19 protein-coding genes and 1 riboswitch are annotated in these 16,495 nt (G+C 64.5%); of the genes, 3 read left to right on the forward strand and 16 right to left on the reverse strand.

Annotation, left to right across the window (positions count from 1 at the left end; all coding sequences use genetic code 11):
• The first annotated feature begins 4 nt into the window (after positions 1 to 4).
• Together Q0C23_RS03995 and Q0C23_RS04000 are read left to right on the forward strand one after the other, a co-directional pair.
• Positions 5 to 448, forward strand: a complete 444-nt coding sequence (locus Q0C23_RS03995) for an NfeD family protein (RefSeq protein ID WP_291511089.1) — start codon at positions 5 to 7, stop codon at positions 446 to 448.
• Positions 433 to 1,377 carry an SPFH domain-containing protein gene (locus Q0C23_RS04000; protein ID WP_291511090.1) on the forward strand — a complete coding sequence of 315 codons (945 nt, stop codon included), beginning with the start codon at positions 433 to 435 and terminating at the stop codon, positions 1,375 to 1,377. The genes Q0C23_RS03995 and Q0C23_RS04000 overlap by 16 nt, the downstream gene beginning before the upstream one ends.
• Before the next feature lie 103 nt (positions 1,378 to 1,480).
• Here Q0C23_RS04000 and Q0C23_RS04005 read toward each other — a convergent pair whose 3' ends face one another.
• The 5 genes from Q0C23_RS04005 to Q0C23_RS04025 all read right to left on the reverse strand — a co-directional run bounded on the left by Q0C23_RS04005 (position 1,481) and on the right by Q0C23_RS04025 (position 6,743).
• Positions 1,481 to 2,353, reverse strand: a complete 873-nt coding sequence (locus tag Q0C23_RS04005) for a phosphoribulokinase (RefSeq protein ID WP_291511091.1) — start codon at positions 2,351 to 2,353, stop codon at positions 1,481 to 1,483.
• A gap of 92 nt (positions 2,354 to 2,445) precedes the next feature.
• Positions 2,446 to 3,276 carry a methylenetetrahydrofolate reductase [NAD(P)H] gene (metF, locus tag Q0C23_RS04010; protein ID WP_291511092.1) on the reverse strand — a complete coding sequence of 277 codons (831 nt, stop codon included), beginning with the start codon at positions 3,274 to 3,276 and terminating at the stop codon, positions 2,446 to 2,448.
• A complete protein-coding gene (ahcY, locus tag Q0C23_RS04015) occupies positions 3,276 to 4,682 on the reverse strand; it encodes an adenosylhomocysteinase (protein WP_291511093.1) in 1,407 nt (468 codons plus the stop codon). Before ahcY ends, metF begins: the two co-directional genes overlap by 1 nt.
• A 19-nt stretch (positions 4,683 to 4,701) precedes the next feature.
• Positions 4,702 to 4,804, reverse strand: a riboswitch (S-adenosyl-L-homocysteine riboswitch).
• 33 nt (positions 4,805 to 4,837) lie between these two features.
• Positions 4,838 to 6,007 carry a methionine adenosyltransferase gene (gene metK, locus Q0C23_RS04020; protein ID WP_291511094.1) on the reverse strand — a complete coding sequence of 390 codons (1,170 nt, stop codon included), beginning with the start codon at positions 6,005 to 6,007 and terminating at the stop codon, positions 4,838 to 4,840.
• Positions 6,008 to 6,149: 142 nt separating this feature from the next.
• Complete coding sequence (locus Q0C23_RS04025; protein ID WP_291511095.1) at positions 6,150 to 6,743, reverse strand: outer membrane beta-barrel protein; 594 nt, start codon at positions 6,741 to 6,743, stop codon at positions 6,150 to 6,152.
• A gap of 116 nt (positions 6,744 to 6,859) precedes the next feature.
• Here Q0C23_RS04025 and Q0C23_RS04030 point away from each other — a divergent pair, with 116 nt between their 5' ends.
• Complete coding sequence (locus tag Q0C23_RS04030) at positions 6,860 to 7,804, forward strand: carbohydrate kinase family protein (RefSeq protein ID WP_291511096.1); 945 nt, start codon at positions 6,860 to 6,862, stop codon at positions 7,802 to 7,804.
• Here the strand turns inward: Q0C23_RS04030 and Q0C23_RS04035 are convergent.
• The 11 genes from Q0C23_RS04035 to Q0C23_RS04085 all read right to left on the reverse strand — a co-directional run bounded on the left by Q0C23_RS04035 (position 7,793) and on the right by Q0C23_RS04085 (position 16,458).
• On the reverse strand, positions 7,793 to 8,212 hold the full coding sequence (locus tag Q0C23_RS04035) for a rhodanese-like domain-containing protein (protein ID WP_291511097.1): 420 nt from the start codon (positions 8,210 to 8,212) through the stop codon (positions 7,793 to 7,795). The two genes, Q0C23_RS04030 and Q0C23_RS04035, sit on opposite strands and share 12 nt — an antisense overlap.
• Before the next feature lie 40 nt (positions 8,213 to 8,252).
• On the reverse strand, positions 8,253 to 8,636 hold the full coding sequence (locus tag Q0C23_RS04040) for a hypothetical protein (RefSeq protein ID WP_291511098.1): 384 nt from the start codon (positions 8,634 to 8,636) through the stop codon (positions 8,253 to 8,255).
• A 60-nt stretch (positions 8,637 to 8,696) separates the two neighbouring features.
• Complete coding sequence (ppa, locus tag Q0C23_RS04045) at positions 8,697 to 9,218, reverse strand: inorganic diphosphatase (protein WP_291511099.1); 522 nt, start codon at positions 9,216 to 9,218, stop codon at positions 8,697 to 8,699.
• A 33-nt stretch (positions 9,219 to 9,251) separates the two neighbouring features.
• A complete protein-coding gene (gene kdsB / locus Q0C23_RS04050; RefSeq protein WP_291511100.1) occupies positions 9,252 to 10,052 on the reverse strand; it encodes a 3-deoxy-manno-octulosonate cytidylyltransferase in 801 nt (266 codons plus the stop codon).
• Positions 10,049 to 10,234 carry a Trm112 family protein gene (locus Q0C23_RS04055; RefSeq protein ID WP_291511101.1) on the reverse strand — a complete coding sequence of 62 codons (186 nt, stop codon included), beginning with the start codon at positions 10,232 to 10,234 and terminating at the stop codon, positions 10,049 to 10,051. Before Q0C23_RS04055 ends, kdsB begins: the two co-directional genes overlap by 4 nt.
• Positions 10,235 to 10,250: 16 nt before the next feature.
• Positions 10,251 to 11,231: a tetraacyldisaccharide 4'-kinase gene (gene lpxK / locus Q0C23_RS04060; RefSeq protein ID WP_291511102.1), complete on the reverse strand. Its 981-nt coding sequence runs from the start codon at positions 11,229 to 11,231 to the stop codon at positions 10,251 to 10,253.
• Positions 11,232 to 11,234: 3 nt separating this feature from the next.
• Positions 11,235 to 12,398, reverse strand: a complete 1,164-nt coding sequence (locus tag Q0C23_RS04065; protein WP_291511103.1) for a hypothetical protein — start codon at positions 12,396 to 12,398, stop codon at positions 11,235 to 11,237.
• Positions 12,399 to 12,400: 2 nt separating this feature from the next.
• A complete protein-coding gene (locus Q0C23_RS04070) occupies positions 12,401 to 13,114 on the reverse strand; it encodes a lysophospholipid acyltransferase family protein (RefSeq protein ID WP_291511104.1) in 714 nt (237 codons plus the stop codon).
• Between the two features lie 58 nt (positions 13,115 to 13,172).
• Entirely contained in the window at positions 13,173 to 13,580 is a 408-nt protein-coding gene (locus Q0C23_RS04075; protein WP_291511105.1) for a biopolymer transporter ExbD, read from the reverse strand.
• The gene (locus tag Q0C23_RS04080; RefSeq protein WP_291511106.1) at positions 13,577 to 14,194 is read right to left on the reverse strand and encodes a MotA/TolQ/ExbB proton channel family protein; all 618 of its coding nucleotides are present in this window, start codon (positions 14,192 to 14,194) and stop codon (positions 13,577 to 13,579) included. The genes Q0C23_RS04075 and Q0C23_RS04080 overlap by 4 nt, the downstream gene beginning before the upstream one ends.
• Before the next feature lie 86 nt (positions 14,195 to 14,280).
• The gene (locus Q0C23_RS04085; protein ID WP_291511107.1) at positions 14,281 to 16,458 is read right to left on the reverse strand and encodes a ComEC/Rec2 family competence protein; all 2,178 of its coding nucleotides are present in this window, start codon (positions 16,456 to 16,458) and stop codon (positions 14,281 to 14,283) included.
• Positions 16,459 to 16,495: the final 37 nt, after the last annotated feature.

Raw genomic sequence — 16,495 nt, forward strand, 5'->3', positions numbered from 1 at the left:
GGCGATGGCGGCCATCTACCTGCTGATAGCCTTCGTCGCGGGCGTGGCCGAGCTCTTCACCGGTACCTTCTATTTGGCGGCCGTCGCCTTGGCGGCCTTGATCACCTTGGGCGCCAGCGCCATCGTCCCTCCCGCCCTGCTTCACTGGGTCTTTCTCCTCGCCTGCCTGTTCACCATCCCCGCGACCATGGTCCTGCGTCATCGCCTGGCACGCAAGGCCACGGGCATCGACGACATGGACCTCGGCCAGACCGTAGCCGTGCTCGCCGGCCCCGACGCTCAGCAACGCTATCGCGTGCAGTACCGCGGCAGCGAATGGATGGCGGAGCTGGAATCGGGTAGCGCCTGCCCCGGAGATCGCGCGGTCATCGTTGGTAAGGAAGGCAACATCCTCAAGCTCGCCGTGTCTGACCCACCACTCCAGGAGCCTCTATGCCCGCCTCACTGATCGTCATTCTGGTCGTCCTGTTCGCCGCCTTTCTCCTGCTGCGCGCCATCATCAAGGTCGTTCCACAACAGCGGGCCTGGGTGGTGGAGCGTCTCGGCCGCTATCATCGGGTTCTGGGACCCGGCCTGAATCTCATCTTTCCCTTCCTCGACCGCATTGCCTTTCGCTTCGACATGCGCGAAGTCCCCATGGAGGTGCCGCCCCAGGTCTGCATCTCCTTCGACAACACCACCATGACCGTAGACGGTGTCCTCTACATCCAGATCACGGATCCCGTGAAGGCCGCCTACGGTTCCAGCAATCCCTATACGGCGGTGATACAGCTCGCCCAAACCAGCATGCGTTCGGAAATCGGCAAGTTGCACCTGGATCAGGCCCTCTCCTCGCGCCAACTCCTCAATACCGCCGTCGCCAATGCCGTGGATGAGGCCGCCCTGAATTGGGGCGTCAAGGTTTTACGTTACGAAATCAAAGACATCACGCCGCCCGCGGAGATCATCCGCGCGATGGAACTGCAGATTACCGCCGAGCGCGAAAAACGTGCGGTGATCGCCAAGTCCGAAGGTCAGCGGCAGATGCAGATCAATACCTCCGAAGGTCAACGCCAGCAGGAAATCAACATTGCCGACGGACGCAAACAGGCGGAAATCCTGCGCGCCGAGGGCGAGGCCAAGGCCATTCAGCTGGTCGCTCAGGCCACCGCGGAGGCCATTGGCGTCATCGGTGCCTCGGTGGAGCAACCGGGCGGCATAGAGGCCCTGCAGATGCAACTGGCCAAGGACTATATCGAAAAATGGGGCAACCTGGCCAAGGCCGGTACCTCCCTCGTCATCCCCTCGGACATGGGCAATGTGGGCTCTCTGGTGGCCACCGCCCTGTCCATCGTGCAAGCCAAGAATCGCGCCGACAGCGCGGCGACAAAGTCCTGAGGGCGTGCAGCGACTGGACACACAAGAAAGGGCCACCGGAATCCGGTGGCCCCGCCGAGCCTGGAGTCCAAACGCCCGTTTGCAGGCGCCGGCTCGTGCCAGCTCAGATGGCCATGCCCTTCTCCTCCATCATCCGCTCGATGCGCGGCCCGAGAATGAGCTCCATGGCATAACCCATCTTGGTGCCGGGCACGACGATGGTATTGGTACGGGACATGAAACTCCCCGGGATCATCTGCAGAAGATAGGGGAAGTTCTCGTCCCGACGGTTGGCAAAACGGATGACGACCATGCTCTCATCGGGCGTCGGGATGTCCCGGGCAATGAAAGGATTGGAAGTATCCACCATGGGCACCCGCTGGAAATTGATGTGGGTCCGGCTGAACTGCGGCGTGATGTAGTGGATATAGTCGGGCATGCGCCGCAGGATGGTGTCGACGATGGCCTCGGCAGAATAACCACGCTGGGCATTGTCGCGGTGGATCTTCTGAATCCACTCGAGGTTGACGACAGGGACGACGCCCACCAGCAGGTCGACGTAGTTGGCAACGTCGTGCTCCTCGGTCTTCACACCGCCGTGCAGCCCCTCGTAGAAGAGCAGATCGGTTTTTTCCGGAATCGGCTGCCAGGGGGTGAAGGTGCCCGGCGCGCTCCCACGCAACTCCGCTTCTTCCTCATCGTGCACGTAATAACGCATACGACCGGTGCCCGTTTCGCCGTACTCCCGGAAGAGATCCTCCAAAGCGCCGAAATCATTGCCTTCGGGACCGAAATGGCTGATGGTCTTACCCTCCGCCTGAGCCTTGGCAATGGCCTCCCGCATTTCTGCCCGGTTGTAGCGGTGAAAGCTGTCCCCCTCGATGACGACGGGGTTGATCTTCAGACGCCGGAAGATATCGTGAAAGGCATGTTTCACCGTGGTAGTACCGGCTCCCGAGGAACCTGTAACCGCGACGACGGGATGCTTCTTGGACATGGAGGAACTCCTTTGAGGTTAGAAAACCGGGGGCAATGGCGACACCTCCCGCCTGCTCTTTGCAGGGGAGTGTACCATCCGCATGCGGGCCCTCAAAGACCGAGATTTCGGGCAATGGCGAGGGTGGCTTCGGCCTGGTTGAGGGTATAGAAGTGCAAGCCCGGCGCTCCCTGATCCAGCAGCAGGCGACACTGGCGACTGGCCACCTCGATGGCAAGCTCCGCCTGCGCCCGCGGATCATCGGCAAAGCTCTCCATGCGCCGACGCAGGAACTGCGGGATCTCGGCACCGCATTGGGCCGAAAAGTTGGCGATCTGCGCATAGTTGGTCATGGGCATGACGCCGACGGTGATGGGCACCTCGATGCCGCGCCTGGCGAGGTCGTCGCGCAGCTGTAGATAGGCATCCGGATTGTAGAAATACTGGGTGATGAGGCCACTGGCTCCGGCCTCGACCTTCCCTTGCAGGTAATCGAGATCGGCGCGCGCATCGGCTGCTCGGGGATGAAACTCCGGGTAAGCCGCCGCAAAGATCTCAAAGCCGCCGTAATCGCGAATGTAGGCGATGAGATCCAGGGCCTGGCGGAAAAAACCGGGGTCTTCCCGATCGGGCGGCAGATCGCCGCGCAGGGCGACGATACGGCGGATGCCCTCGCTCCGATAATGATCCAGGAGCGTCCGGATGCCCACTTCCGTGGAGCCGATACAGGTGAGGTGCGGTACGGCCTCCAGATCCGTATCCCGGGCGAGCATGGTGACCGTCGCCAGGGTTCGCTCCTGGGTAGAGCCGGCCGCGCCGTAGGTGACCGAGGCGTAGTCGGGGTGCAGCACCCGCAAAGCCCCGATGGTCTCCCGCAGCTTTTCCTCACCCGCCGGATTTTTCGGTGGAAAGAACTCCACCGAAAATTCGCAACGGGCAGCCATCAGTAGCGGTACGCGTCGTTCTTGTAGGGGCCGTCCACGGGCACCCCCAAGTAGCGGGCCTGCGCCTCCGTCATCCGGGTGATGACCCCGGCAAAGCCTTCCACCATATAGCGGGCCACTTCTTCGTCCAGGCTCTTGGGCAGCACCTTCACGGTGATGGCCTTGGCCTTCTCTGCCTCTGGCAGGTGGGCAAAACCGGCGGAGTAGAGGTGCATCTGCGCCAACACCTGGTTGGCGAAGGAGCCGTCCATGATGCGGCTGGGGTGGCCGGTGGCGTTGCCGAGATTCACCAGACGCCCCTCGGAGAGCAGGATCAGATAGTCGTCGTCGGCCAGATCCGGCTTGCTGCCTGCGGGAGTCTGTCGATAGACCTTGTGCACCTGCGGCTTGACCTCTTCCCAGGCCCAGTGCTTGCGCATGAAGGCGGTATCGATCTCGTTGTCGAAGTGACCGATGTTACAGACCACGGCCCCTTTCTTGAGTGCCTTGAGCACCTCGGCATCGCAGACATTGAGATTGCCCGTGGCCGTGACCAGCAGGTCGATCTGTCCCAGCAGGGCACGGTCGATGCACTGGGGGGTACCGTCGTTGATCCCACCGAGGTAAGGCGAGACGACCTCGTAACCATCCATGCAGGCCTGCATGGCGCAGATGGGATCCACCTCCGTCACCCGCACGATCATGCCTTCCTGCCGCAGCGATGCCGCCGAGCCCTTGCCCACGTCACCGTAACCCATGACCAGAGCGCGCTTGCCCGAGAGGAGGTGATCCGTAGCCCGCTTGACGGCATCGTTGAGGGAGTGCCGACAACCGTACTTGTTGTCGTTCTTGCTCTTGGTCACCGAGTCGTTGACGTTGATGGCGGGAATGCGCAGCTTGCCTTCCTTGAGCATCTCCCAGAGTCGGTGGACGCCGGTGGTGGTCTCCTCCGAGACACCGTGGATATCCCGCAGCAGCTCCGGATACTTCTCGTGCAGCAGGCCGGTGAGATCGCCGCCATCGTCCAGAATCATGTTGGGACGCCAGCCGTTCGGCCCCTGGATGGTCTGCTCCACGCACCACCAGTATTCCTCATCGGTCTCGCCTTTCCAGGCGAAGACCGGGATACCGGTGGCCGCGATGGCCGCCGCCGCCTGATCCTGGGTCGAAAAGATGTTGCAGGAGGACCAGCGCACCTCGGCACCCAGCGCAACCAGGGTTTCGATGAGTACGGCGGTCTGGATGGTCATGTGGATGCAACCGGCGATACGAGCGCCCTTGAGGGGCTGCTCCGCTTGATACTTGCGCCGGATGGTCATGAGCGCCGGCATTTCCGTCTCGGCAATGGCGATTTCCTGACGGCCCCAGTGGGCCAGGGAAATGTCGGCAACCTTGTAGTCTTCGTGTGTCTGCAGCACAGCATTCATGGTCGATATCCTCTGGTCATGAAAGCGAGCGCCGTTGGAAGGAAAGACCGGGTCGAGCCTGACTTCACCGAACACCTCCCCGCTACGGAAAGGTGGACGAAGCTGCAGCGCCCCTCGACCACGGTGGCGGGTGGGCCGCGACCCACCACACCTTTTTACCTCAGGCCGGCGGCCTCCCGCAAGCTGGCCGCCCGGTCGGTACGTTCCCAGGTGAACTCCGGCTCCTCCCGACCGAAATGGCCGTAGGCCGCGGTCTTGCTGTAGATGGGGCGGAGCAGGTTGAGCATCTGGATGATGCCCTTGGGCCGCAGATCAAAGTGCTCGCGCACCAGCTTCGCGATCCGATCGTCGTCGATGACCCCCGTGCCGAAGGTGTCTACCATCAGACTGACGGGTTGGGAGATGCCGATGGCGTAGGCGATCTGCACTTCGCAGCGCTTGGCCAGACCCGCAGCAACGATGTTCTTGGCCACGTAGCGACCGGCGTAGGACGACGAACGATCGACCTTGGACGGGTCCTTGCCGGAGAAGGCGCCGCCGCCATGGCTGCCCTGGCCACCGTAGGTATCGACGATGATCTTGCGCCCGGTCAGGCCACAGTCGCCCACCGGCCCACCGATGACGAAGCGACCCGTGGGGTTGATGAAGTACTTGGTGTCCTTGTGCAGCATCTCCGGCGGCAGGACCGGTTTGATGATCTCCTCGCGCACCGCCTCCACCAAGTCGCCGTGGCTGATCTCCGGGCTATGCTGGGTCGAGAGGACCACGGCGTCGATGGCCACCGGGCGCGAGCCCTCGTAGCGCACCGTCACCTGACTCTTGGCATCGGGACGCAGCCAGGGCAGACGTCCGTCTTTACGCACCAGGGCCTGCCGCTCCGTGAGGCGGTGCGCGAAGTAGATGGGCGTGGGCATGAGCACGTCCGTTTCGTCGCAGGCGTAGCCGAACATCAGGCCCTGATCGCCGGCGCCCTGATCCAGATCCAGACCGCGCCCCTCGTCCACACCCTGGGCGATATCCGGCGATTGCTTGCCCAAGGTCTGCACCACCGCGCAGGAAGCCCAGTCGAAACCCATCTCGGAGGAGTCGTAACCGATTCGGCGCACCGTCTGCCGGGCGATGTCGGAATAGTCGAGCTGGGCGGTCGTGGTGATTTCGCCGGCCAGAACGATAAGGCCGGTGGTGATGAGGGTCTCTGCCGCCACCCGTCCGTAGGGATCCTGGGTCAGGATGGCATCGAGGATGGCGTCGGATATCTGGTCCGCGACCTTGTCGGGATGGCCCTCGGAGACGGATTCGGAGGTGAAGAGATAGTTTTTGGACATGCAGAGATCCTCGCGCAGTAGCCTTTCACGGCACAGGTGAACGGACGCGATGATAGCAGAGGATACGGGTACGACGAAGTGAAAGGCGCTCAGGCAGGCGGCAAACGGGCTTCACAGAGGATCGGGCGATCCTGCCGCAAGGTCAGGGTTTGGCCGGGCCAATGATGGGAAAGGCGCGATGGCGACTGGAACCACCCCAGAAGTAGGAAATGCCGCCCGTAACCTGCAGATCGTTCAGTAGACCGTTGTGCGGCACGGGGTTGTCGAAGAGCATCTGATCCTGGACGTCCAGACGTAAACCGAAATGATCTCCCAGCAGGTGCTGATAGCCGACCCCGAAGATGGCCACGGGATTGGTCACACGCCCGGCCTGGGTGCCGAAGACATTGCTGGAGGCGCCGATACCCAGAGAGAGATAGGGGGTATTGGGGCCGTTCAGGGCGTAGAGATTGCCGATGACCGCGCCGCTGTACTGCTTGGCGCTTTGACCGGCAGGCTTTTGCAATTGGGCAAAGGCTGAGGCAATCTGAGCCTCGATGCCGAGGTGGGCATCCACCCTCTGGCCAACGCGCAGACCCACCACCGGAGCGTGGTCGTTACCGCCGAGGCCGCTGCCCGAGTCGAGGAAGGTATTGCCACCGAAAAGATCCACGTACGCCCGATCGGCGGCGCTGGCCAACACCGGCACCGACAGGAAACACAGGGCGGCAACCCCAAGGCGCAAGGACTTCCACACGACCGTCACTCCCGAAACAGCCACGATGACTGAAAACTGGTATCATTCTAACGCCGCTTAGATAAAAATACCACACTCTCACGACCTTTTTGACAGAAATCCAACAAGGAGATTCCATGCCCACAATCGTCTGCGGTTCTCTGGCCTTTGACACCATCATGGTCTTTCCGGACCGCTTCAAGGCGCACATCCTGCCGGACCAGGTGCACATGCTCAATGTGTCCTTCACCGTACCCGAGATGCGCAAGGACTTTGGTGGTTGTGCGGGCAACATCGCCTACAACCTCAAGCTTCTGGGGGGAGAACCTCTCATCGTCGGCACCGCCGGGCAGGATTTCGGACCCTACGCCGAGCACCTGAACGCGCTGGGCATCGACACCACACACATCCGTATTTTGCCCGAGCAGTACACGGCTCAGGCCTTCATCACCACCGACCTGGACGACAACCAGATCACCGCCTTCCACCCCGGTGCCATGTTCTCCTCTCAAGAGAATCGTCTGGCCGGTCGGATTCCTGCCGGCAGCCGCTGGGGTATCGTCGCACCCGACGGTCTGACTGCCATGGTCCAGCATCTGAGCGATCTGGTAGAGGCCGGCGTGCACACCATCTTTGACCCCGGTCAGGGTCTTCCCCTGTTCGATAGCGATACCTTGCGCACCCTTATCGACAAGGCGGACTACCTGACCGTCAACAGCTATGAGTGCCAGATGGTCCTGCAGCGCACCGGCTGGGACATGGACACCCTACGCGGCAAGCTCAAGGCTCTGGTGGTCACCGCCGGCGAGGAAGGCTCTACCATCCACACCCAGGGGCAGAGCCTTGCCATCCCGGCGGCCAAGGTGCAGCAGGTGGTTGACCCCACCGGCTGTGGCGACGCCTATCGGGCCGGGCTGCTCTACGGTCTTGAGCGTGGCTGGGATTGGCCCACCTGTGGCCGGGTGGCTTCTCTCATGGGCGCCTGCAAGATCGAGTGCGCAGGCACCCAAAACCACCACTTCGATCCGAGCGACTTTCGTAGGCGCTACCGCGAAAGTTTCGGCAGCGACCTACCCCTCTGAGGTGGTATCCGGCGGGCCCGAATGGGTGGGAAGGTCCTCTGCCTCCCAGACGTGGTAGCCGCCACTGAGGTTGTAGACCTCCAAAAAGCCCATGTCCCTCAGGGTGCGTGCTGCCAACAGAGAGCGGGTTCCGCTGTCGCAGTAGAGCAGGACGCGCCGGCTGTGGGCGCGGGCGAGCTCCGGATGGCTGCGCAGATAGTTGGGATCGGCCAGCGCCTCCAGGTGGTCGCGCGGCGCGTGGACGGCACCCGGCAGGCGTCCCGCCTCGTAGTCCCGTGCCTGCCGCACGTCGACGATAAGGACGTCGTCGCCCATCTCCAGCCATCCCTGCACGGTCTCGCAGTCTACTTCGGGCACTTCGGCGCGGGCGGCGTGGATAAAATCGGCCAGACTTTTCTTGGCGGTCATGATTCACCTCTTGGGATCTGCGCGGTGGCCGGGCACGCCCTCAACGACGCCAATACGCTGCCAGCAGCAAGGCTTCGGGAACCAGGGTCTTGATGGCGGCCGGAATCTCCAGGGTCAGACCCGGTCGCGGTCGGATACTGACCCAGAGCAGGTTGGTGCGAAAATTGAAGTCGGCAAAGACGACCCAAGCCCCGTAGTGTTGGAGAACGGCATTGACAATACGCAGGGTGTTGCGCTGCTGGCTGCCCGATTTATCCCGCAGTCCGGGAATGATCATACGGAAGTCCGCCAGGCATCGGCCCTCTGCATCGCGGCTGGGCACCCGCCGCCAGAGGGGCTCGTCTGGCAGCATGGGGACCCCGCCGGATCCTTGCAAACCGAAGGAACCACAGCGCTGGGCAATGGACTTGGCGGTCGGCTTCATGGTCTGTACCTCCCTGCGGACCATACCCAGTCTGCCGGCCCACAACGCCCCGTGCAAGCCTCAGCCGGCGCGGCTCGCGTCGGCGCTGATGATGCGGCGGGCCTCGGCGGCATCGGCCCAGTCCTTGAGCTTCACCCACTTGCCAGGCTCGAGATCCTTATAATGCTCAAAGAAGTGCCGGACCCGATCGCGCAGGTCCGCGGGCAGATCCTGCACGTCCCGTATGTGTTCGTAGCCGGCAGCAAGCTTGCCGTGGGGCACCGCGACGATTTTGGCATCGACACCACTCTCGTCCTCCATCAGCAGCACCGCCACCGGGCGGGCCCGCAGGACGACGCCGGGAGCCACGGCCTGCGGCGCCAGCACCAGCACATCCGTAGGGTCACCGTCGTCCGAGAGGGTGTTGGGGATGAAGCCGTAGTTCAAGGGATAGTGCATGGAGGTGAAGAGAAAACGGTCGACGAAGACCGCTCCGGAGGCCTTGTCCACCTCGTATTTGATGCTGGAACCCTGCGGAATCTCGATGACGACGTGAATATCGTCGGGCAGGGCACGGCCGGCGGAGATGTGTTTGAGGTCCATGGGTTTCGCTCCTTTGGTGGCGAGTTGAGAAGACTAGGGGCATCCGAGGCGAGGCTCGGGCACCGCGGCGGAAAGACGATGGGCGGCAAAACTGCGTCGTACTCGCTCCAGATCCTCGGCGGTATCGACGCCGGCGACGGGCGCCTGCTGCGCTCGATGCACGAGGATGCTGTAGCCGTGTTCGAGAATGCGCAGTTGTTCCAGGGCTTCCAGTTCTTCCAGGGCCGTGGGCGGCCACGCGGCGTAGGTCTGCAGGAAAGCATGACGATAGGCGTAGAGCCCGAGATGACGCCAATGACTCCCCGGCGAGGGCATGGCGGCAGATGCGGGCGGGAAGTCCTCCCGACGCCAGGGAATGGGCGCCCGGGAAAAATACAGGGCGCGACCATCCTCCGCCAGCGCCACCTTGACCGCATGCGGGTCGAGGAGCTCCGCCGCCGTCCGGATGGGGACAGCTACCGTCGCAACGGGCACCGAGGCGGGGGCCAGGATCTCCGCCACGGCACGGATGAGTGCGGGGTCCATACCGGGCTCATCCCCCTGCAAGTTGACGACGATTTCGTCGTCCGCGAGCCCCAACCGGCGCGCCGCCTCTGCCAGGCGCTCGCTGCCGCAGCGGTGCGCCGTCGAGGTCAACAGGGCCTCGCCACCGAAATCACGGATCCGCTCGACGATCTGCGGGTCGTCCGCGGCGACCACCACCCGTTCTGCACCGCTTTCCAGGCCCCGGCGGCGCACCTGCTCGATCATGGGCAGGCCGGCGACATCCAGCAGGACCTTGCCGGGCAGCCGGGTCGAGCCCAGCCGCGCTGGGATCAGGACGGTGAAGTTCACGGCGGTGGCAATCCGTCGAAGGGCTGGGCTTCGTCCAAAAGCAGGACGGGGATATCGTCGAGGATGGGAAACAGCAGACGGCAGCGCTCACAACACAGGGCTTCCCGCTGCCGACAGGGCCGGAGCGTCCCCTTGCACTGAGGACAGGCCAGCAGATCCAGCAAGCGGCGATCGATGCTCATGAGACTCTCCCGAAAATCAGGACCGTGCCATTATGGCCGAGTGCAACCACTCCCAGAAGGCCGGCTCTGGCTCGGCCTCCGTCTGTAGCACCCAGTCGTCGGGCCCAGCGAATCCCCCGCATTTTACGGCATCCTTGGCGGTCATGACGAGGGGCCGCGGAATGTCCTCCAGATCCTTCGGGCGGAAAGCGTGGTGATCGGCAAAGGCGTACAGCTCGGCTTCTACACCCAGGTTGTTCAGGGTGTCCAAAAAGCGCTCCGGACGGGCGATGCCGGTGACGGCACTGAAGCGCTGTCCGCACCACTGCCGCGGATCGACCCGCTGTTCGGGGTCTCCCAACCGATGGGCGCCCACCACCTGCAGACGGTATCGAAACTGGGGGACGGAGGGCGACAGAGGCAGATGGCCTACCCGGTCGTCCAGCAGAACGGCGTCCGCCTGCTCCGCGGCGCAGATGGGCTCGCGCAAGGGTCCGGCCGGCAGACAGCGACCATTGCCCAAAGGCCTCGTCCCCGCGAACACCAGCAGCCGCAGGTCTGGCTTGAGGGCCAGGTGCTGAAAGCCATCGTCCAGAAGCGCCCAGCGAAAACCGGCGGCGGCGGCGGCGGCGATGCCGGCGTGCCGCCGCGGACTGAGATAGACGGGCAGCGTCTGTGCCAGCAGCAGCGGCTCATCGCCCGCCCGTGCCGGGCTGTCATCGGCAGGCACGCGATAGGGCAGCGTGGGCGGATGGGCGCCGTGCCCACGGCTGACCACGGCCACCGCCACACCCCAGCCCTGCAGACGATGGCCGATGGCCAGCGTCAACGGTGTCTTGCCGTTGCCGCCCACCGTCAGATTGCCGACCACCAGACTGGGCAGCGCCCCTGCACGGCCGCGCCTATGGCGACGGCGCCAGCCCGCCAGGGCACAGGTCAGAGTCCCCAAAGGCCGTAGAGCCTCAGCCAGAGGCCCGCCCGCATACCACTCCCGCTCCAGGCGCTGAACGAGCCCCACGGCTTACCAGTCGAAGACCCGTTGCAGCAGTTCCGGCAGGCGCTCCCCGGCATCCCGCCGGACCTGCCAGAAAAGTCGCCGCAGGGCGTCGCCGCGCTCACGCGCCTGGTGGGCGTCTTGCCACATGGCCATCCAGTGGGCGAGCACGCCGGCGCGATCTGCCGGGCGCGCCAGCACCGAGGTGAGGTCCGTCGTTGTCGGCAGTTCGAGTTCCAGGGTCGGCGCCACAGAGCAGGGGCGGCCACCGGCGAAGAGCTGCCAGGTCAGAGCCGGGCTGAGCTCCTCGGCGTGAATGGCGGTGGCCGCCGCCGCCAGCGCCGGGCGCCAACGTGGAGAATCCACCCACAAAATGCTGCCAGGCGCGAGAGGGCTACGATCCCAGTCCGACAGGGTCGGCAGAGACCCGAGGCTCGCGCGACTCTCGAGAAAAAGCAGGGCCTCGCGGTGCTGCGGCCAGGACTGCCAAGCCTCCATCCAGGCAGGCAGATCCCGCGCCTCGACACCCGTCACCCAGAACAGCGCCTCGCTGCGGGAACCCAGCGCGAGGCTGCGAAAATTGGGTTCCACCTGGGCGATGGTGATGAGGCTTGCGAAATCCACCGGTTCCTGCAGCCTGGCTCCATCCAGACCCTGCGCCTGCCAGCGCTGCCACTGACCGCGACTGCGCGGATAGACGGCTTCCCAGGGAGCTGCACCGGCCGATGCGGGGTGGGCTGCTTCCGGCTCGCTGGCCACCGCCAGGGCCGATACCCCGGATCGACTCAGTTGCCGCCGCCAGCCAGGGCGGACCCTGCCACCAACGGTCATGGCCCGCAAAGGACGCAGACGCTCTATACTGCGACGCAGCGCTGCGGGATGATCACAGGGACCGAAGCCAAGGCCAAGGCGGGGGATACCGGCGGCCATCTGCGCGAGATTTTCTGGCTCCTTCTCAAAGGTCAAGGCCACCCGCAGATCGCGGCGTTTGTCGGTGATGGCCCGTACCAGTTCCAGGGCAAGCTGCAACTCTTCGGCATCGGCATAGGTCTGCAGCCAAAGCACGGGTCCGCGCTCCCCCGGCGGGCGCAGGAAACCCCAGCGACCGTTGGCCTGCGCCGTGCGGCCGGCGCGCGCATCCCGCCAGGTGCTCCAACGTGCGCGCCAGAAATTGCCTCCGTAATAACTCATGCTCACTCCCGTGGCTCGGCCTGGACTTGGATCGAGCCGATATCGGTGTCGGGATGCCGCCCAACCAAGCCATCGGCGCGTTGCCGCATGCTGCGCATGGTGTCCTCCAATTGCCTGGCCATTTGGCTGAGGGTCTCGGGAGACTGATCTCTGGCCACCCACAGGGGCTCTCCCCAGAGGGCTACGGCGCGACTGCCGGGACGCGGCAGGAGGAAACGATCCCAGCTGCCAAACTCCCAGGCCCAGCGAGCCGAGAAGGTTACGGGCACCAGTGGCAGGCCCGACAGACGCGCCAACTCCACCACCCCCTCCTGAAGCACCTCCCGCGGCCCACGGGGACCATCGGGGGTAATGGCCAGATCAAAGCCCTCCCGCGCCGCCCGCAACATACCCTTGGCGCCCCGCACAGCGCCCTGGCGCGAAGACCCGCGCACCGCAGCAAAGCCCCAGTGCGCCATGGCCCGGGCGATCAGTTCACCATCCCGATGATCGCTGATGAGAATCTTCACCCGACGACCGCCGACCCTGCGATACAGACGCGGCAACATGGCCAAACGTCCGTGCCAGAACACCAGAATGAAGGGTTGACCTCGGGCAATCAGCGCTCGTACACCGGCATCGCCCAGTTCACACCAGCGCAGACTGCGGCCGATGATACCGAGCAGCAGGGCCGCCAGCCACGCGGCGAGCCCCAGGGACCGACCAGACAGACGCATCAGACAAGCGCGGCGGGAACGGAGCGGAGTGGGGCGCCGATCCCTAACGCCGCTGGCATCAGTGGCTGCTGCTCAAGGTGGCGAAACTGATGCGCGTCAGTCCCGCTTCCTGGGCTGCATCCAGCACGTCCACGACATACTGTTGCGTCGCGTTGCGGTCGGCGCGCAGTACGATCACCCGCTCCGGATCCTTGGCCGCCAGGGCCTTGAGGCGGGTTGCCAATTCCGCCATGGACAGTTGCCGGTGGTCGATGCTCACCGCACCACTAGCCGCCAGATCGATGACGATGGGAGTCTTGGGCTCACCGGCTGCGGCCTGCTGTGCCTTGGGCAATTGCATGGACAAGTGCGACTGATGCACGAAACTCGTGGTCACCATGAAAAAGAGGAGCAGCACGAGGACGATGTCCACCATGGAGATGACATTGATCTCCGGCTCTTCCAGAGTCGGTCGTCGAAAGTTCACGCCTTGCCTCCACCCAACAGGTTGACGAGTTTCAGTGCTTCCTTCTCCGTTGCCAGCACCAGGGTTTCCACCCGCCCGCGGAAGTAGCGATAGAAGAGCAGGCTGGGAATGGCCACACTCAGGCCACCGGCGGTGGTGATGAGGGCTTCGGCGATCCCACCGGCCAGGGCCTTGGGGTCACCCATACCGACCATGCCGATGGCCGCAAAGGCGTGCATGATGCCGATCACCGTACCCAGGAGTCCCAGCAGCGGCGCCACGCCAGCGATGCTGCCGAGAAAATTCAGGTAGCGATCCAGGTGCGCCATCTCCTGCCGTCCTGCCTCCTCCACCATCTCCTTGATGACTTCCCGCGGCTGTCCCGCCTGTTGCAGGGCAGTCAGAAGGATTCGAGCCAGGGGCGTATCGTTCTCGTACAGGATCTTCACCGCCTGCTGCACCTTGCCTGCCTCCACCAGTTCGCCGGTTCGCTCCACCAGGCCCCGCGGCGCGATGCGGGCCCGGCGCAGTACCCAGAGACGGTTGCCGGCTATGGCCAGGGCGATGACCGCAGCCAGCAGGAGGATGGGCAGGACGAATCCCCCCAGACGAAACAGTTCCCACAAATCTTGCACGCAAGGCCCCCGGGCAAATTCTCAGACAGCGAGGAATATAGCAACATTCCCAGAGGCCTGCGAGGCAGGGCGAGAGTGGCTTCGGCTCAGCGAATCTGCCAATAGGCGCGCCCCCGGCCGCCGCTCAGTTCAAGCCGCCCAGCGCCATAGCTCCAGACCTTACCGCCCCCTTCGCCGAGGTAGTGTATGCTGCTGCGGGGTGCAGCACCCTCCAGACGCTGACGTTGCCAGGCGCTCAAGGTGGCCGGCGCGAGTATCACCCGCAGACCACGGAGGTTTTGGCGATGCAGGAGACGCTCGGTGCCGACGTCATCGAGGTCGCCGAGGATGAGCAGCTCCGCCGGTCGCGGCAGGGCCAGGATACAAGGCTGAACGGCTGCCACCTGCCAGAAGCTCAGCTGCGCTGGTGCGCGATCGGGACGGCACTGGTCGGCCGCGGCGGCGGGCGTGGCAGGGTCCCGAGTCCCCGGCGGCAGAAAGACCCGCGCCGCAGGCGGTGTCTTGCTGGGACTGGACAAATCGCCGCGCACCCAGAGACTCAGGCGCGCGACCCCGGCCTGCTGAAGTCGGGCGTCGATACCGGCGGCGGCCGTCCGCTGGCTCTCCTTGTCCCAGAGATTGGCCGTATACAGTCCGCTTTGACGACCCTGTTGCCAGAAAACAGCCATGCCACTTCCCGCCGGTATTTCCTCCAGTCGCAGCCCCTCTGCAGCCGGGCTCGGGACCAGCAGGGGAACGAAACCCAGAACCCCGATCCAGCGCTGCGGCCAGCGCACCGGCAGCAGAAAGGTGGCAAAGGCGAGGGTGGCAGCGGCAATGGCCCAATACCGACCCTGCCCGGTGCTGACCCGCGCCCAGGGAATCTGCAGCAGGGCGTGCAGCAGCGCCGATACCCCTTCCATCTCCAGGGCTACCAAGCGGAAGATCAGACGATAGAGCCATTCAAAATCGAACAGGGCGAAGAGTGCCCCAAGCAGGGTCAAGGGTACGGCCAGGAGCTCCACGAGCGGAATCACCAGGATATTGGCCAGGGGTGAGATGAGCGACACCATACCGAAGAGGGCGGCGATGAGCGGCAGCAGGGCAACGGAAATCGTCCACTGGCTCTCCAGCTGCCGCCTCCAGTTGCCCTCCTCGAAGCCTATGAGTAGAAGAACACTCACCGCCAGGATGGATAGCCAGAAACCCAGATCCACGACGTTGCCGGGATTGGCCAGCACCATGGCCGCGATGGCAGCGGCGAGACCGGCCCAGGCGCTGTGCCGCCTTCCCAGCAAGGCGGCCAAGGCCGCCACCGTGATCATCCAGGCCGCTCGCTCTCCAGGGGTCTGCATACCGGCAATGAAGGCGTAGATCCAGGCCATGGGAATACCCGCAAGGATGGCTACCTGCTGGGCCGGCCAGCGGGCGCTCCAAGGGGTGCGGCGCCAGAGAAAGCGCCAGAACAGTACCCACATGCCGGTCACCACGGCAACGTGGGATCCGGAGATGACCAGGAGGTGGGCGGTCCCGGTGTCGCGGTACCATTGCCAGACCTCCGCGGGAATCTGGTTGCCAAGGCCGATGCTGAGGGCCTGGATATAGCCGGCGCGACTGCGGCTGAGGGCCGCATTGCTGCGCTCCAGGATGGTCTGACGCATCCGGGCGAGGAAGTCCAGGGGGGATCCGGTGGATGGCGGCCGCAGCTCGGCGTGCAGGATCTTGCCCGTACCCTGCACACCGTCCCAGAAACGCTGTCGGGCGAGATCCATGTAGGGGCTTTGCCGCAGACTGGCCAACGATTCCGTGCGTACCCGCAGGCGCCAGGCCTGGGCCGGGACGGGGGGCTCCGGCAGGGCGCCGTGCAGTTCCAGAAGCGCCGGAGGATGCGCCACCAGACGCCCGTCCACGCGCAACTCGGAGGGAGCCAGCCGGAAGCGGTACTCACGCTGCTGCAATTGGGGAAAACCGTCGATCCGACCGACCACCTCCAGATCCCGGCCTGCAGGCAGAACCTGCTCCAGGCGCTGCAGGGCCTGGAGGTTGCTCCACAGAAAGGCCGCCGCCGCGATACTGAGGAGGAGCGCCGGACGCCAGCGCCAAGCGAGCAGGAGGCCGAGGCCAAAAAGCACGACGGCTGGGGCCATGGGTGGCAGGTTGCGCCAGAACTGAAAAGTCGCCACACCCGCCAGGATGGCAAGACTGACCGCCAGCATACCCGGCCAAGTTTTGGCCCAGAGCGGTCCAGCGCGTACACTAGGCGCTCTCTGGGACGACTGGATCACACTTGCGCCTGCCTGCATTTCTTCGCCTGCCTCGCCG

The sequence above is a fragment of the Acidithiobacillus sp. genome (genome assembly GCF_023256195.1).
GTDB lineage: Bacteria > Pseudomonadota > Gammaproteobacteria > Acidithiobacillales > Acidithiobacillaceae > Acidithiobacillus_A.